17 protein-coding genes are annotated in these 15,806 nt (G+C 37.3%); 8 read left to right on the top strand and 9 right to left on the bottom strand.

The genetic code is table 11. The features are described from left to right. Window positions 1-204: 204 nt before the first annotated feature. The gene (locus ACN19N_RS09860) at window positions 205-966 is read right to left on the bottom strand and encodes an RDD family protein (protein WP_269238179.1); all 762 of its coding nucleotides are present in this window, start codon (window positions 964-966) and stop codon (window positions 205-207) included. 65 nt (window positions 967-1,031) lie between these two features. Beyond that, window positions 1,032-3,410: a phosphoenolpyruvate synthase gene (gene ppsA / locus ACN19N_RS09855; protein ID WP_269230038.1), complete on the bottom strand. Its 2,379-nt coding sequence runs from the start codon at window positions 3,408-3,410 to the stop codon at window positions 1,032-1,034. A 158-nt stretch (window positions 3,411-3,568) separates the two neighbouring features. On the opposite strand from ppsA, the gene ACN19N_RS09850 reads away from it, so the two are divergent. Both ACN19N_RS09850 and ACN19N_RS09845 read left to right on the top strand, forming a co-directional pair. Next, window positions 3,569-4,405 carry a pyruvate, water dikinase regulatory protein gene (locus ACN19N_RS09850; protein ID WP_269230039.1) on the top strand — a complete coding sequence of 279 codons (837 nt, stop codon included), beginning with the start codon at window positions 3,569-3,571 and terminating at the stop codon, window positions 4,403-4,405. A gap of 66 nt (window positions 4,406-4,471) precedes the next feature. After that, entirely contained in the window at window positions 4,472-5,188 is a 717-nt protein-coding gene (locus tag ACN19N_RS09845; RefSeq protein WP_420001238.1) for a hypothetical protein, read from the top strand. 40 nt (window positions 5,189-5,228) lie between these two features. On the opposite strand, the gene ACN19N_RS09840 is transcribed toward ACN19N_RS09845, so the two are convergent. Then, window positions 5,229-6,230 carry an LLM class flavin-dependent oxidoreductase gene (locus tag ACN19N_RS09840; protein WP_420001237.1) on the bottom strand — a complete coding sequence of 334 codons (1,002 nt, stop codon included), beginning with the start codon at window positions 6,228-6,230 and terminating at the stop codon, window positions 5,229-5,231. Window positions 6,231-6,374: 144 nt separating this feature from the next. Continuing rightward, window positions 6,375-6,890, bottom strand: a complete 516-nt coding sequence (locus ACN19N_RS09835) for a glycine zipper domain-containing protein (RefSeq protein WP_420001236.1) — start codon at window positions 6,888-6,890, stop codon at window positions 6,375-6,377. A 246-nt stretch (window positions 6,891-7,136) separates the two neighbouring features. On the opposite strand from ACN19N_RS09835, the gene ACN19N_RS09830 reads away from it, so the two are divergent. Beyond that, window positions 7,137-7,850, top strand: coding sequence for a pseudouridine synthase (locus ACN19N_RS09830; RefSeq protein WP_269238177.1), 714 nt, complete (start codon window positions 7,137-7,139; stop codon window positions 7,848-7,850). On the opposite strand, the gene ACN19N_RS09825 is transcribed toward ACN19N_RS09830, so the two are convergent. The 4 genes from ACN19N_RS09825 to ACN19N_RS09810 form a co-directional block, all read right to left on the bottom strand. Beyond that, entirely contained in the window at window positions 7,851-8,294 is a 444-nt protein-coding gene (locus ACN19N_RS09825) for a GNAT family N-acetyltransferase (RefSeq protein ID WP_005215389.1), read from the bottom strand. Between the two features lie 98 nt (window positions 8,295-8,392). After that, the gene (locus ACN19N_RS09820; protein WP_269230044.1) at window positions 8,393-8,704 is read right to left on the bottom strand and encodes a type II toxin-antitoxin system RelB/DinJ family antitoxin; all 312 of its coding nucleotides are present in this window, start codon (window positions 8,702-8,704) and stop codon (window positions 8,393-8,395) included. 109 nt (window positions 8,705-8,813) lie between these two features. Further along, on the bottom strand, window positions 8,814-9,728 hold the full coding sequence (locus ACN19N_RS09815) for a pseudouridine synthase (RefSeq protein WP_420001235.1): 915 nt from the start codon (window positions 9,726-9,728) through the stop codon (window positions 8,814-8,816). Between the two features lie 26 nt (window positions 9,729-9,754). After that, window positions 9,755-10,045, bottom strand: a complete 291-nt coding sequence (locus ACN19N_RS09810; RefSeq protein WP_018678103.1) for a hypothetical protein — start codon at window positions 10,043-10,045, stop codon at window positions 9,755-9,757. A gap of 120 nt (window positions 10,046-10,165) precedes the next feature. On the opposite strand from ACN19N_RS09810, the gene tsaE reads away from it, so the two are divergent. The 5 genes from tsaE (at window position 10,166) to ACN19N_RS09785 (ending at window position 15,066) form a co-directional block, all read left to right on the top strand. Then, on the top strand, window positions 10,166-10,642 hold the full coding sequence (gene tsaE, locus ACN19N_RS09805; RefSeq protein WP_420001234.1) for a tRNA (adenosine(37)-N6)-threonylcarbamoyltransferase complex ATPase subunit type 1 TsaE: 477 nt from the start codon (window positions 10,166-10,168) through the stop codon (window positions 10,640-10,642). Further along, complete coding sequence (mutL, locus tag ACN19N_RS09800; RefSeq protein ID WP_420001233.1) at window positions 10,632-12,572, top strand: DNA mismatch repair endonuclease MutL; 1,941 nt, start codon at window positions 10,632-10,634, stop codon at window positions 12,570-12,572. The genes tsaE and mutL overlap by 11 nt, the downstream gene beginning before the upstream one ends. Window positions 12,573-12,578: 6 nt before the next feature. Further along, the gene (miaA, locus tag ACN19N_RS09795; protein WP_420001232.1) at window positions 12,579-13,523 is read left to right on the top strand and encodes a tRNA (adenosine(37)-N6)-dimethylallyltransferase MiaA; all 945 of its coding nucleotides are present in this window, start codon (window positions 12,579-12,581) and stop codon (window positions 13,521-13,523) included. A 91-nt stretch (window positions 13,524-13,614) separates the two neighbouring features. Next, entirely contained in the window at window positions 13,615-14,124 is a 510-nt protein-coding gene (hfq, locus tag ACN19N_RS09790) for an RNA chaperone Hfq (protein ID WP_213072475.1), read from the top strand. An 81-nt stretch (window positions 14,125-14,205) separates the two neighbouring features. Further along, window positions 14,206-15,066, top strand: coding sequence for an EamA family transporter (locus ACN19N_RS09785; RefSeq protein WP_420001231.1), 861 nt, complete (start codon window positions 14,206-14,208; stop codon window positions 15,064-15,066). 44 nt (window positions 15,067-15,110) lie between these two features. Here ACN19N_RS09785 and nfsB read toward each other — a convergent pair whose 3' ends face one another. Further along, a complete protein-coding gene (nfsB, locus tag ACN19N_RS09780; protein ID WP_420001230.1) occupies window positions 15,111-15,764 on the bottom strand; it encodes an oxygen-insensitive NAD(P)H nitroreductase in 654 nt (217 codons plus the stop codon). Between the last annotated feature and the right edge of the window lie 42 nt (window positions 15,765-15,806).

Below are 15,806 nucleotides of genomic sequence, written 5' to 3'. Positions count from 1 at the left end.
AGCAATCATGCGACACCGCTACGTTGTTGGGCATTATGCCTCATATTGAAAAACTAAGCTATATCTAACACGGTCAGAAATACTTGTTTTAAAACCCGATTTATTTTGTAGGAATTGTTATTTAATTGTATATCTTTTCTATAAATATCAATTTTCTATGTAAGAAAAGAGGAATAAATCCTCTTTTGCTTAGTTAATTAAAAATTATTGCTTTACGACCTTAGTTTTTGCCAATTTATCATGCAAAGTTTGACGATTTTTATTAAATGCAAAGAAAGCATAGTCGATAATGGTAATAAATGGCATAAACAATAAATTCAGAATGATAAATAAAGCACTTCTCAACCAAAAAGCTCTAATCGTATTGACTGACGCATGTGTTTCAGCATCTACGATTTTAATTTTGGTTATTTTTTTACCAATGCTTTGTCCTGATTTTGCAATTAAAAAAGCTTGTAGCATCAGCATAAGGATCAAATAAACAAAAATACTCATCCATGCTTCATTTGGAATAAGCTGCATAAGTTGCTGTTGTAATTCAACAGCTTTGCTTGATGCGACTTGAGCAGCTTGTAATTGTTTCTGAATCTCGAATAGTTCAGCATATTGACTTTCATTGAAGAAGAAAGATGGGATCGCTGCCATGGGCAACCAAAGTGTTAAATCAATTACTTTGGCAAGTAAACGTGAGTGAAAAGAAGCAAGTTCAGTCGGTTTTTGTTCAACTTTGATTTTAAAAGCTGACTGCTCAGTTTTATTGTTAATTTGATGATTGAATGATGAATAACCTACAGGTTCGTAGACAAGTTTTCCTTGAGTGAGTTCGCCAAGAGTTTTCCATTCACTCATACCTTCGTGCCAAACCAAGTCTGTAAGTAATACTTGTTGGCTAGAAAGCATTTGGTTCAGTTGGTCTAAACTATAAGGCCCAGCTTGTTGGTTATTACGAGCCAAGTAAATTTGCATAATTAAAAATTCTCAATGACTAAAGATGAAAAAAGACCCTACGAAAGGGTCTTTTTTAAAAAAGACTAAGCTTTCTTGATTTGTTCTTCAGCAAGGAAGAACCAAGTATCAAGCACTGAGTCAGGGTTAAGTGACACAGATTCAATACCTTGTTCCATGAGCCATTTAGCAAGGTCAGGGTGGTCTGAAGGGCCTTGACCACAAATACCAACATATTTCCCTGCTTTACGGCATGCATGAATTGCCATAGAAAGAAGGGCTTTAACCGCTGGATCACGCTCATCAAATAAGTGAGATACGATACCAGAATCACGGTCAAGACCAAGTGTTAATTGTGTTAAGTCATTTGAACCAATCGAGAAACCATCAAAATGTTCAAGGAACTGTTCAGCCAATAAAGCATTGGTTGGAAGTTCACACATCATGATGATTTTTAGACCATTTTCACCACGTTTTAAACCATTTTGAGCAAGCAACTCAATCACACGTTTTGCTTCAGACACTGTACGCACGAATGGGATCATGATTTGAATATTGGTTAAACCCATTTCATCACGAGCTTTTTTCAAAGCACGGCACTCAAGTTCAAAACAGTCACGGAAGTTGTCAGATACGTAACGACTCGCACCTCGGAAACCCAACATCGGGTTTTCTTCTTCTGGCTCGTATAATTTACCGCCGATTAAGTTTGCATATTCATTTGACTTAAAGTCAGACATACGAACGATGACTGGTTTTTCAGCAAATGCAGCTGCAAGTGTTGAAATACCTTCAACTAATTTTTCTACATAGAATTCGATTGGCGAAGAATAACCTGATGTACGTGTCATTACAGCAGCACGCGTTTCACGTGGTAGGCTGTCAATATTGAGAAGCGCTTTAGGATGTACACCAATCATACGGTTGATGATGAATTCAAGACGTGCAAGACCAATTCCTTCATTTGGAATTTGAGCAAAATCGAATGCGCGGTCTGGATTACCAACATTCATCATGATCTTAAATGGAAGTTTTGGCATAGAATGAATTGAGTTACGTTGCACTTCAAAATCTAATGCACCTTCATAGATAAAGCCTGTATCACCTTCAGCACAAGAAACAGTGACTTCTTGACCATCGGTTAATACTTCTGTTGCATTACCACAACCCACGATTGCTGGTACACCTAACTCACGTGCAATGATTGCAGCGTGACAAGTACGACCACCACGATTGGTTACAATCGCTGCAGCACGTTTCATTACTGGCTCCCAATCAGGGTCAGTCATGTCAGATACAAGAACATCACCGTCTTGTACTTTATCCATTTCTTTAATCGAAGTGACAACACGAACTTTGCCCGAACCGATACGTTGACCAATTGAACGACCTTCACAAATGACAGTGCCACGTTGTTTTAATAGGTAACGTTCCATTGTGCCGACATTTTGACGGCTTTTAACAGTTTCAGGACGTGCTTGAACGATGTAGATTTGACCATCATCGCCATCTTTCGCCCATTCGATGTCCATTGGCGAACCGTAATGTTGTTCAATAATCAATGCTTGTTTAGCAAGTTCATGCAATTCGTGATCATTTAATGCAAACTGTTGACGTTCTGGTTTTTCAACATCAACGACAACAACGGATTTACCTGCTGCGCCTTCTTCACCATAAATCATTTTTTGGTGTTTAGAACCGAGGTTGCGGCGTAAAACTGAATGTTTACCTGCATTTAAAAGTGGTTTAGATAGATAGAATTCGTCAGGGTTAACAGCTCCCTGAACAACCATTTCACCCAAACCGTATGATGCAGTAATAAATACCACATCACGGAAACCTGATTCTGTGTCTAGCGTAAACATTACACCTGCAGCACCAGTCTCTGAACGAACCATACGTTGTACACCCGCAGATAGGGCAACAACACTGTGTTCAAAACCTTGATGTACACGGTAAGCGATGGCACGGTCATTATAAAGCGAAGCAAAAACTTCTTTAATTGCGATAAGAACGTTATCAATTCCGCGAATATTTAAAAAAGTTTCTTGTTGTCCTGCAAAAGAAGCATCAGGTAAATCTTCTGCAGTCGCAGAAGAACGTACAGCAACAGCGATGTCTGGATTACCGTTTGAAAGTGCTGTAAACGCGTCACGAATTTCTTGTTCTAAATTAGCAGTAAGTGGGGTATCAACGATCCATTTACGGATTTTAGCACCTGTCTCTATAAGTGCGCTTACATCATCAACATTTAGCTGCTCAAGTTCAGCCTGAATTCGAGCATTTAAGCCGCTTTGATCCAAGAACTCACGATAGGCAGCTGCAGTTGTTGCAAAACCACCAGGTACCGATACACCAGCATTGGATAAATGGCTGATCATTTCACCCAAAGATGAGTTTTTCCCACCTACGAGTTCGACATCGTGTTTCCCTAATTTTTCCAGACCGATTACGCGCGCTTCCAAAGTATTTACTCCACTTTTTTTGCAGTATGAATGACCATCATTGGTATGAAATTATACGAATGTGCTTAGATTTAGTATTTTACTAAGCGACAGTCATGTTAGATGAGTTTACTATAAAGATTATAGAGCACTAAGACAAATGTTTAAGGAGAATTTTGATGCCTGAAAGTAAACAAATTAAACGGAGTGTATTTTTTATTTCGGATGGTACTGCAATTACCGCAGAAACCCTTGGACATTCACTACTTGCGCAATTTCCGAATGTCGATTTTGATATTCATATTATGCCTTATATTACCACTGAAGAAGCTGCAATGAATGTCGTTGTTGACATCAATGGATGCCAATCAAGAGATGGATGTTTACCACTTGTTTTTGACACATTGGTAGACCCAAATGTCCGTGAAATTATTAATACAGCTAAAGCCGTAAATTTGGATGTTTTCGAGGGATTGATTAGTAAACTTGAGCAAGAGTTGGGGACACCACCGACAACTTTAGTTGGACAGACCCATGCTGTAACAGATTCTGAATCTTATAAGGCTCGTATTGATGCAGTACATTTTGCATTAGACAATGATGATGGTGCTCGAACTCGTCATTATGATAAAGCTGACTTGATTTTAGTTGGCGTTTCTCGATCTGGGAAAACACCAACCTCGATTTATTTATCATTACAGTTTGGAATTCGTGTTGCGAACTATCCTTTAACTGAAGAAGATTTAGACGATAATCGCCTACCTGCTGTGCTACGAGCACACAAAAATAAGCTCTTTGGTTTAATGATTGATGCTGAGCGGTTGGTCGCTATTCGTAGCGAAAGAAAAGCCAATAGTCGTTATGCAAGTTTCAGTCAATGCCAAATGGAATTACGTGCCATAGAGGGTATTTATATTTCTGAAGGTATTAAGTATTTGAACGTCACTGAAATGTCGATTGAAGAAATTTCAACGCGTATTTTACAGTTGACTGGTTTAAAGCGTCGTATTGGATAATTGTGCCATTCAAAAAGCGTAGAATTGTCTACGCTTTTTGAAGAATCCAATCCACAGGAAATAATAATGAAAAAAATTGTCTTTTTATTATCGCTAATTTTAATTTCAGAAACACACGCGGAAACGTTAGCTGAATTTGAGGAAAAATTAATTCAACACTATACACAAAAAGACTTCTACGAAGTGAATCAAACGATTGAGTCAGAAGTAGTCGCAAAAATAGAAAGTGATTCTAGAAGTTTTAATTATACTTTTCCTATATTTCAAGACCAATATAATCTACGTATTGATTATTCACCTGATAAACGTTTAAAGTTTTATACCTTCGATGTGGGAAGTGGAGGTACTATGGGGGAATATTCTTCTTATGTGCAAACTCAAAATGAACGGAAATTTACTTTAATGCCTATCGATACGGGCTTTATCTTAGATGTAAAACAATCTGATTTCGTTAAACAACCTATTTATTTGGTTGAAAACTATTATAAAGGGAGCAGTTGTATCGGAGCTTATGCAATTCATGCGTTTCAACCTATTAAGACAGGGAGAATTCAGCCGATAAAAATTTTTCAGACCAAAACAGCAAAATTTGATCAGATCAAAGTTGATTTTGACTGTAAAAATCATGAAGGGTCGAGTGATATACCTGATTATATTCGAATGGATAAGAATTTGAATAATATTGATATTATGTTGTTAGATAAAAATTATAAACCACAAGGAAAATATTTACGTTACAGTAAAAACAATACTACTTATCAATACGTCGGTGTGGTGGAGTAAGCATTATTGTTATGAATAATGCTTACTTGAAAATGAGAAATTATTTATTTTTAACATCCATCAACAAACTAAAATTTTCTAGTCGTTTTTCAGTATCATAAATATCACATGTAAAAATGAATTCATCAACATCGTATTGACTAGCAATCTTATTTAATCCAGCTTTCACAGTTTCTTTTGAACCAATTTGTGCCATCGCATAAAAATTTTGAATCGCCATCTGTTCTGAAACTGAAGCCAATCCTTCAATTGAATCAATTGGTGGTCTCAACTTTAGGCTATTGCCACGAATCAAATTTAGAATTCTTTGATAAGAACTAGTTGCTAAATATTGTGCTTCTTCATCAGTTGCCGAAACGACTGTTGGTACGCCCATTGAAACATAAGGTTTATCAAGATATTCAGATGCTTGAAAATTCTCACGGTAAATTTCGATTGCTTGACCTAACATACGTGGGGCAAAATGTGATGCAAAAGAATAGGGAAGTCCGAGCTTTGCGGCCAATTGTGCACTAAATAAACTTGAGCCAAGTAACCAAACAGGGACATGGGTATTTTGACCTGGCGTTGCAATTATTTTTTGATTTGGTTGTGGTACTTTGAAATATTGCAAAATTTCCATTACATCTTGAGGAAATTGATCTTCAGTTTCTTGACGCCCGCGTCGTAATGCACGCATCGTCATTTGATCAGTTCCTGGAGCACGCCCCAAACCAAGTTCAAAACGATTTGGATAAAGTGTTGCTAAAGTCCCGAATTGTTCTGCAACAACTAATGGTGCGTGATTAGGTAACATGATGCCACCAGAACCTAAGCGAATTTTGTGTGTATTTGCTGCGATGAATCCTAGTAAAACTGCCGTTGCGGAACTCGCAATTCCATCCATATTGTGATGTTCAGCTAACCAGAAACGTTCATAACCAAGCTTTTCAGCATGTTGAGCAAGTTCTAGTGCATGACGAAGTGAAAATTCAATACTTTTATCGTCTCTGACAGGAGCTAACTCCAAAATTGAAAATTTAATCTCTTGTAGTGACGTCATTTTTTGACTCTCAAAATCATATATCGAAATAATACGATATTAGATTGTTTTTGTATATCGAATATTGTCGATATTTGTTGCAAATTGGATAAAATAAAAAAAGCGCCCGAAGGCGCCAATAGAGAAAGTGTTAGGATTTGATGATTAATCTTTATACCAACCACGGTGATAGCCATTATCATGACGGTAATGATGACGAGATTTATAGTATCTACGATCATCATAAGAACGACGGCTGTCATAACGGCGCTCATCGTAAGAACGACGATTTTCGTAGCGACGGTCTTCTGCACGATCTTGACCAACTTTTTGACCTAAAGCCGCACCACCTGCTGCACCCAAACCAGCGCCAATATAGCCTCCATTCGTTCCACCGACATTACGTCCAACGGTGTAACCACCAACACCACCTAGTCCACCACCAATCGCGGCTTCAGTGCGATCACGTTTATTGCTTGATGCTGCAGCACCACCAGCACCACCAATTGCGGAACCAATCATGGCACCCGTATTACCGCCAAGTTGTTTACCAACTGCTGTACCAACAATACTACCGAGTGCTGAAGTTGCTGCAACACGTGCTGTATTATCTGCATGTGCAACGGTCATCATTGAAGAGGTTGCCAAGATGACGCTACATAACCACATATTCGATTTCATGGTGAAACTCCTTATCCATTCTTTTGGACAGTATTCTTTTGCTTGAGACAAATGTAACAAGACTTTTAAGTGAAAATATGGAGCGCAATAGGATGATTGAGAGAGTTTGGCGAGAGTTTTGTATATGTTCTATTACAAATGAACAGATTGTGAATAAATTATAAAAAATAAGAATGAGTATGCTGTAAGCAACGATGCCTACCTGAATCGAGTACAATAGACTCAGTTTGAGATGAGGATGTATTTATGCTGTTGGAAAAAATTTTGCAATCGCAAGGCTTTGGTTCAAGAAAGTATTGCCAACAGTTAATTAAAAATGGTTCTGTGCAGATTGAAGGACAAGTTTGTGAAAACCCTAAACAGAATATAAATACGGATCAGCTTTGCTTTCAAGTATTTGGAGAAGAATACCAATATCGAGAACATCTCTACATTGTTTTAAATAAACCGAAGGGTTATGAATGTTCACATCAGGCAACGCACCACAAAAGTGTATTTAGCTTACTACCTGAAATTTTGATCCATCGGGGTATTCAATGCGTGGGAAGGCTAGATCAAGATACCACAGGATTATTGTTATTGACTGATGATGGTCAATATTTACAAGCCTTAACCAATCCGCGTAAGCATGTGCCAAAAGTTTATCATGTAACGACTGCCGATCCGATTTCAGCTGAGCAATTAATGGCTTTAGAACAAGGGGTTGAATTACGTAATGAAAAAGGTATCTATGCTGCCACCAATGTTCAACTATTTTCAACACATCAATTGGCGATGACGATTCATCAAGGCGTTTATCATCAAGTCAAACGTATGTTGGCTGCGGTCGGTAATAAGGTTGAAGTTTTGCATCGACATCAAATCGGTTTACTAGAACTTCCTGAATTAAAAGAAGGTGAGTGGATCTATTTAACACCTTCACAAAAACAGCTGAGTCAAAATATTGCTTTGGATGAATGATTACTTTAAAAAGCAATGAAAGGTCTTGAATTCATCATCTTGAATAAATCCCATTTGTTCATAAAGACGGCGAGACTCATAATTATTCTTCTGTGTTTCAAGACTAATTCTTTGTGCATTTTCATGGCGAGCAAAAAGGATTGCGGTGTCAATTAATTGCTTAGCCGATCCTTGTTTTCGATAAGATGGGGTTACATAAACATCATCTAAAATATAATAGGTTTCGCAAGAAACAGATGAAAAAGCAAGGTACAGTAAAACAAAGCCTGTGAGGACATCATCTTTAACGTGAATGAAAATGACACTATCTTTATTTTCGAAACGATGTTTTAGAAATTGATAGGATTGTTCAACATTGGATGATGTACCATAGAATTGACGGTATTCATCAAACAAGACAGCAAGTTGGTGAAGATCTTCTTTTGTTGCTCGTTTAACAATCATTCCTGTCCATCCTTGCACTTATAATTTTATTTGGACTGTCAGAATAACGAAAAAATTTAAGCTTAAAAAATAAAAACTTGTTTATAAATGCAACATTGTTAAGTTTTGTCACTTTCGCCTAACAGTGCATTCAATTCTTCAAATAGGTCTTCATGATCGTCTTCAACATCCAAGTCTACAGCAGCAGGATCATTTATTGCTGCATTTTTAGATTTACGAAGCTTAAGTAACTGCTCCATATTGATGTTTTGGTTTTCAATTGCAAACGGGATCGACTTCGTCAGAACGACTTGCTTAAAGAAAAGACGAACAGCTTGAGCAGGGGATATACCGAGCTGCTTAAAAACAGCAAAAGCTTGTTTCTTTTCCTGTGAATCAAGGCGAACTTGATAAACTTCTGTTTTTCGCATACAGAATACGACCAAATATTTTTAATTATCGTCATGTATTCTAAACCATTGCAATGTAATTTCAATATTTTTGAAGTGAAAAAATAGAAATTTTGTCATTACATTGTATTTACAATGTCAATTCAAATTTAGAATTAAAATGCATTTCTTGATTTAAAACAGGATCTATAAAATAAATCTGTTTTGCCAATAACTGGAGTGGTTGTTCAAAGTCATCATCAGCTTTATGTGCGACAACTGGATAAAAAGGATCATTTAAAATTGGAATGCCTAAGTAATTGAGATGCACACGCAATTGATGTTGCTTACCTGTCTTAGGTTTAAGCTGATATTTTGCGTAATGTTGATTGTGTTCCAGAAGCTCTATCAAAGTTTCAGAATTATGAGGTTTTTCAGAATTAATTTGCATCGTGTAAAACGGCTGACCTTTTTCTAAATGGAGCTGTAATATTTGCGGGAAATGTAATTCAGCTCGATAAGCTGCAATCGCATGATAGATTTTTTGTACTTTTCGATCTGCAAAAAGCTGTTGGTATATTCCTCTTTGCTCTGGCTTTTTGCAGAATAAAACGACACCTGCTGTTTCTCGATCTAATCTGTGGATTGGCGTCAGTGCTTCATAGCCTGTTTGTTTCTTTAAGCGGACGAGTAATGTTTCTTGAACGTATTGTCCTGTCGGTGTCATTGTTAGAAAGTGGGGTTTATCAACAACGAGTAAATTTTCATTTTCAAATAAAATCTCATGCTGAAATGGAACAGAGACTTCATGAGCAAGAAAACGATAATAAAAAATATGGCTATTGGGCGTATAGATACTGTCTATTTTTAATTTTTCACCATTCGCAGCATAGATTAATTCATCGCTAAAACGTTGTTGCCATTCGCTTGATTGAATATGTGGAAAGTGTTGGCAAAGATAAGCAAAAATGGTAGGTGCAGAAATGTCATGGGGTAAAAAGACTTTACTGGCACTGACCCCGTTGATTAAGGGGGGAGAAAAGATAGATGCAGTAGAATCAATCATATTTAGTTAGTAAGTGATCAAGTTTATTAAGATTGCTGATTTTTATAGATATCATGTTTAGTTTTTATCTCCTGATAGCATTGAGTACAGACAACAGCCATATTATTAAAGTTATGGAATGAATCTGTCATACCATTCTCCTGAGTAAAAACATATTCACATGCCAAACACCAGCCTTGTGGATTCGTTGGGGTAGAAACATTTTCAATAAAACCCAAAGGATAATTATTGTTATTTTGAATCAAATGTCCGCATACGACAGCAGCATAATTTTGACCATGACATTCGCAATGTATAAATAAAGATTCAGAAGACATTTCTATCCTTTAATATTTAGCTCATGATTGCATTAAAAAGAATCAACTTCTTTCCATAGATTAGGCTTTACCTCAGGGCAATGTTATCATAGCTGCTATCCCAATTTTATTCTATTTGCCATGTCATATTCAGTGAAATTTACTTTAAATCATGAACAAGACACTCAAAAATTTGCGCAAGTGCTCTCACAACAATTGCATTCAGGCGTTATATATTTGATTGGTGATTTAGGCGCTGGGAAAACGACATTTACGCGTTATTTTATCCAGAATCTTGGACATCAAGGTTCAGTAAAAAGTCCAACTTATACCTTGGTTGAACCCTATACCATTCAAGGCAAAGAAATTTTCCATTTCGACTTATATCGTTTAGATGATCCCTATGAATTAGAACTGATGGGAATTCGTGATTATTTAGAAACACCAGATGCTTTATTCTTATTTGAATGGCCTTCAAAAGGTGGAGATGAAATTCCAAAAGCTGATGTAGTGATTGATATTCAAAAATCGGATGATGAATTGACTCGGTTTGTCACGCTAACCACTGAATCCGAATCTTTATCTCAAACTTTGCAGGAACAATTGAATGGCGCATGATTCAACTCGTCGTATTCATACCCTTGATGCTGCCTTAGCCAACCAGATTGCTGCGGGTGAGGTGATTGAACGTCCATCATCAGTTGTTAAAGAATTATTAGAAAATGCAATCGATGCTGGCGCAACCGAACTTATTATTCGGGTGGCGCAAGGTGGTTCGACTTTGATTGAAATCATTGATAATGGTCATGGAATTCATCCTGAAGATTTACCATTAGCGGTGATGCGGCATGCGACAAGTAAAATTAAAACATCGGAAGACTTGCATGCAATTGTTAGTTTAGGCTTTCGTGGAGAGGCATTAGCTTCTATTGCTGCGGTATCACGTTTGACTTTGACCAGTAGCCAAGATGAACAAGGTGTGGGTTATCAGGTTGAAGTGAATGGAACAGCATTTGATCATCAACAAATACAGGCTGTCGCAGCACAAAAAGGTACACATATTCGTGTACAAGATTTATTTTTCAATGTGCCTGCGCGCCGAAAGTTTTTAAAAAAACCAAGTACAGAATTTGGTCATATCGAAGAAATAGTCCGCCGTTTGGCTTTGACTCATTTTGAAATTCGTTTTGTACTCGAACATAACGATAATATTCGTTTAAATTTGCCGATTGCTGATAGTGGTGAATTACGTTATCAGCGTGTCCAGCAGTTGTTAGGTCAACAGTTTATTCAAAATGCATATTGGATTGATGCTGAAAGTATTAATATGCGTTTGTCTGGTTGGTTGGGGCATCCTTCCGACGCAAGAGCACAGGCTGATATGCAATATGTCTATGTAAATGGTCGTATTGTCAAAGATAAAACCATTTCACATGCATTGCGTATGGCTTATGAGGGAATATTACATGGTCATCAACATTCATCTTATTTATTGTTTTTAGAAGTTGACCCTGAAAATATTGATGTGAATGTGCATCCAACAAAGCATGAAATTCGTTTTCTGAACCAGCGTGAAGTACATGAGTTTGTACGGCATTATGCCAAAGCAACCTTGTCTCAATTTCAAACCGCAACTGCTGATTTAGCAGAAGCGATGAAGAAAGATGAAGCTGATGCAGAAAATTTTAATTATCAGCCTCAGCCAAAATATCAAGAACAATTCAATTTACATCGAGCAGTAGCTGAGCCTGAACGACAAGCCAATCAGCAGGTTGTTGTTTCGACAGATTTACTCACTGAGTTTAATCAAAGCCGTCCACAGGCAGTACAGTACAATTCTACACCTCAAGAACCACGTTATAATGGCTCTGCACAGTTAAATAATGCACTCAAAAGCTATTTAGCGCCTTTACGTGAAGAAACAGAAGATGGAAATAATCAAGGCCCATCACGTGTAGATGAGTTTCCTTTGGGAATTGCAATCGCACAACTGCATGGCATCTATATTTTGGCGCAAAATACTGAAGGCCTGATCATTGTGGATATGCATGCGGCACATGAACGTATCTTGTTGCAGCAGATGAAGTCGGCATGGGATAAACCTGAGTTTTGGACTTCGCAACAACTGCTGATTCCTAAAGTTGTTTCCATTACTCGTATGCAAGCCACACGTGTTGAAGATTTACAACCACAATTAGAACGTTTGGGTTTGGAAATTGATCAATACGGCGATGATCAGGTGATTGTGCGTGGTGTGCCTGCCATTTTGCATAAAGCAGATTTTGGTAATTTAATTCCTGAACTATTAAATGATCTTGATCCAAATGATGAGGCGAGAGGCTTACTGCAAAAACGTGATGAATTGTTAGCAGGTATGGCATGTCATGGTGCAGTACGTGCTCATCGTCAACTTAGCCTTTCAGAAATGAATGCCTTATTACGCCAAATGGAACAAACCGAATTTGCGAGTCAATGTAACCATGGCCGTCCGACTTGGCGTGCTTTTCCATTAAATCAACTAGATAAATTATTTGCTCGAGGAGAGTAGTTTTACATGTCAAATCAATTGCCCGTCATCAATCTAATGGGGCCTACCGCAAGTGGTAAAACAGCATTGGCATGCGAACTCTATGAACGCGGTAATTTCGAATTGATTTCTGTGGATTCAGCTTTAGTTTATAAAGATATGGATATTGGGACTGCTAAACCCACAAAAGAAGAGCAACAACAATATCCGCATCACTTAATCGATATTATTACTCCATTGGACGTATACTCAGCAGCACAATTTGTTGAAGATGTTTGCCCATTAATTGATGACATGCATTCGCGTGGCAAAACACCAATTTTAGTGGGCGGCACAATGCTATATTTTAAATCGCTACTTGAAGGATTAGCTGATAATCTGCCAAATGCGGATCAAAGTATTCGTGATGCGATTCTTACTAAAGCTGATCTTGAAGGCTGGCAGTCTGTTTATGATGAATTGGCTTCTGTTGATCCAATTGCTGGACAAAAGTTCAAAGTTTCAGATAAACAAAGAATTATTAGGGCATTAGAAGTTTACCGAATTACAGGTGAACCAATAACAAAACTACAGGCAGAGCAGCCTAAAAATCAACCATATCGTTACAAATTTCATAATTACGCATTGATGCCAGATCGGGTAGAATTACATCTACGCATTGAGCAACGTTTAAGCAAAATGTGGAGTATTGGATTTTTAAATGAAGTAGAGGAATTAATTAAAAAATACGATTTAAATGATAATTTACCATCCATGCGGTCTGTGGGTTATCGTCAAGCTTTAGATTTTTTATTAAAAAGTGACCTAAGTCTCAAAAATAAAGTAGAAATGGAGAACAAAGCATTATTTGCGACACGGCAACTTGCCAAACGTCAATACACTTGGTTACGTTCTTTGCAAGAAATACACGATTTTAAAACTTACATCACGATAAAGCAGGCGAAAGAAGACTTGCGAAACTTCTTTGGATAAAGCAAAATTCGCAGGCTGTCTTTTTATAATTTTTAGCTGAAAAATAAAGATAGTTTTTTTGCGCTGATTTAAAATTTTTTTGGAGTTAAAAATGTCTAAAGGTCAAACTTTACAAGATCCGTTCTTAAATTCTCTCCGTAAAGAACGTATTCCAGTTTCTATTTTCCTCGTGAACGGTATTAAATTACAGGGGCATATCGAGTCGTTTGACCAATATGTAGTTTTATTAAAAAACACTGTAAGCCAAATGGTTTATAAACACGCGATTTCTACAGTTGTTCCTGCACGTAATCCACGTCCAGCTGGTGCTCAAGGTGCTACTGGTGGCTTCCCAGCTCAAGGTGCTACTGGTGGCTTCGGTGGTCAAGGTTCTACTGGCGGATTTGGCGGTCAAGGTGGATTTGGCGGTCAAGGTGGTGGCTTCGGCGGTCAAGGTGGCTTCGGTGGTCAAGGTGGCTTCGGTGGTCAAGGCGGCTTCGGTGGTCAAGGTGGCTTCGGTGGTCAAGGTGGCTTTGGCGGTCAAGGTGGCTTTGGTCATCAAGGTGGCTTCGATAGCGAAACTAAATTTGAAGATGGTCAAGAAGACGAAAATAATCGTTAATTGATCTATGATCTTTTAAAAAAGCCAGTCTAATAATAGACTGGCTTTTTTTTGTGTGTTTTTAGATAGCTAGAAAAAACTATGGAAATGATTGTTGCAGCTGCATGTTGTAGTGTATTGGTCTCGATTCTTTTGAAATATCTAAAAGCAAAAGGTTTTGATGTTTTTCAAATCATTGCATGGAATTATTTGAGCGCCAGTCTTTTATGCTTTTATTGGTTTAAAACCGATATTACTCATATTTCTCTCAATAATACGCCTTGGTGGTTAATTCTTGTTTTAGGTCTATTATTACCAAGTATATTTTTATGCTTAGCCAAGTCCCTACAATTTGCTGGTATCTTAAAAACTGAAATTGCCCAACGTTTAGCGGTGATATTGTCGTTATTAGCAGCTTATTTTGTTTTTGGTGAGCAATTTAGCCAATTAAAATTAATTGGGGTCGTTTTTGGAATTATTGCAATTTTAGCGATCATTATCGGACAGGCCACCGAGCAGGCAAGTAAAGGCATGAGCTTAAAATCAGCCTTATTTTTGTTTAGTGTTTGGGCGGGTTATGCAGCTATTGATGTATTACTAAAATATAGCAGTAGTTTAGGTTTACAGTTTGCGGTCACGCTAAATTTAACTTTTATTACAGCCTTTATTTTATCTATCATTTATATCGCCATCACTCAACCGAATTGGCAACCTAAAAACATTTTTATGGGATTATGTTTGGGTGTACTGAATTTTGCAAATATTGCTTTGTATGTTAAAGCACATATGATTTTCAAAGAAACCCCAGCCATTGTCTTTGCTGGTATGAATATTCTTGTCGTGTTACTTGGCGTGCTTAGTGGCGTAGTATTATTTAAAGAACGTTTAAAAGCTTATACCTGGATTGGATTAATCAGTGGTATTGTTGCAGTCATGTTATTGGCTAAAGCAATGATGAATTAAAACAATGGGAGTAAATTGAGTCACTCCCATTGGGTGAATGATTATTACAAACGTGTAAAAACAACCTCATCAGATAGTCGTGATTTAGGTAATTTTGCATTAAAGTCCGTTTCACTGCGATAACCAAGCGATACAATTACAGATGCTTTTAAGCCTTTTTCAGCTAAATCAAATTCTTGATTAATAAGGTCTCTATCAAATCCTTCCATTGGTGTTGCGTCGATTCCTTCTAGTCCTGCAGCAAAAAGCAGTTGCCCAAGTGCTAGATAGGTTTGATTTTCCATCCATGCAGGAAGATTTTTCAATTCATTACGATAAAATTCAACATAGCCTTGGCGTGTGTCACGTTGACCTTGTTTGGCAGTTTCATCTTTAAAACGACCACTTAACTCATCTTGCTGTAATAATTGTTCTAAGTATTCAGCAGAAATATCAGTACGCGTGCAAAATACTAAGGTGTGGGAAGAGTTTAGAACTTTAGCCGCGTTATAGATGTAATTGCCTGTTAAAGCTGATGCAATACGTTGTTTAGCTTCATCTGTTTCAGCAATTAAAAAATGCCAAGGTTGAATATTTACGGAAGAAGGGCTGAGACGTAATACTTCTAAAAGTTTTTCAAATTGTGTATGAGGAATTTTTTTCTCTGCATCATAAGCTTTTGTGGCGTAACGTGTTTTTGCTGTAGCTAAAGTATCCATTGAGAATAAACCAAAAAATTATACAAATTATAATAACAGAGT

Source organism: Acinetobacter sp. LF10, assembly GCF_048585715.1.
GTDB lineage: Bacteria > Pseudomonadota > Gammaproteobacteria > Pseudomonadales > Moraxellaceae > Acinetobacter.
The sequence above is the reverse complement of the archived record's forward strand: the minus strand, read 5'-3'. Positions and strand labels throughout refer to the sequence as shown.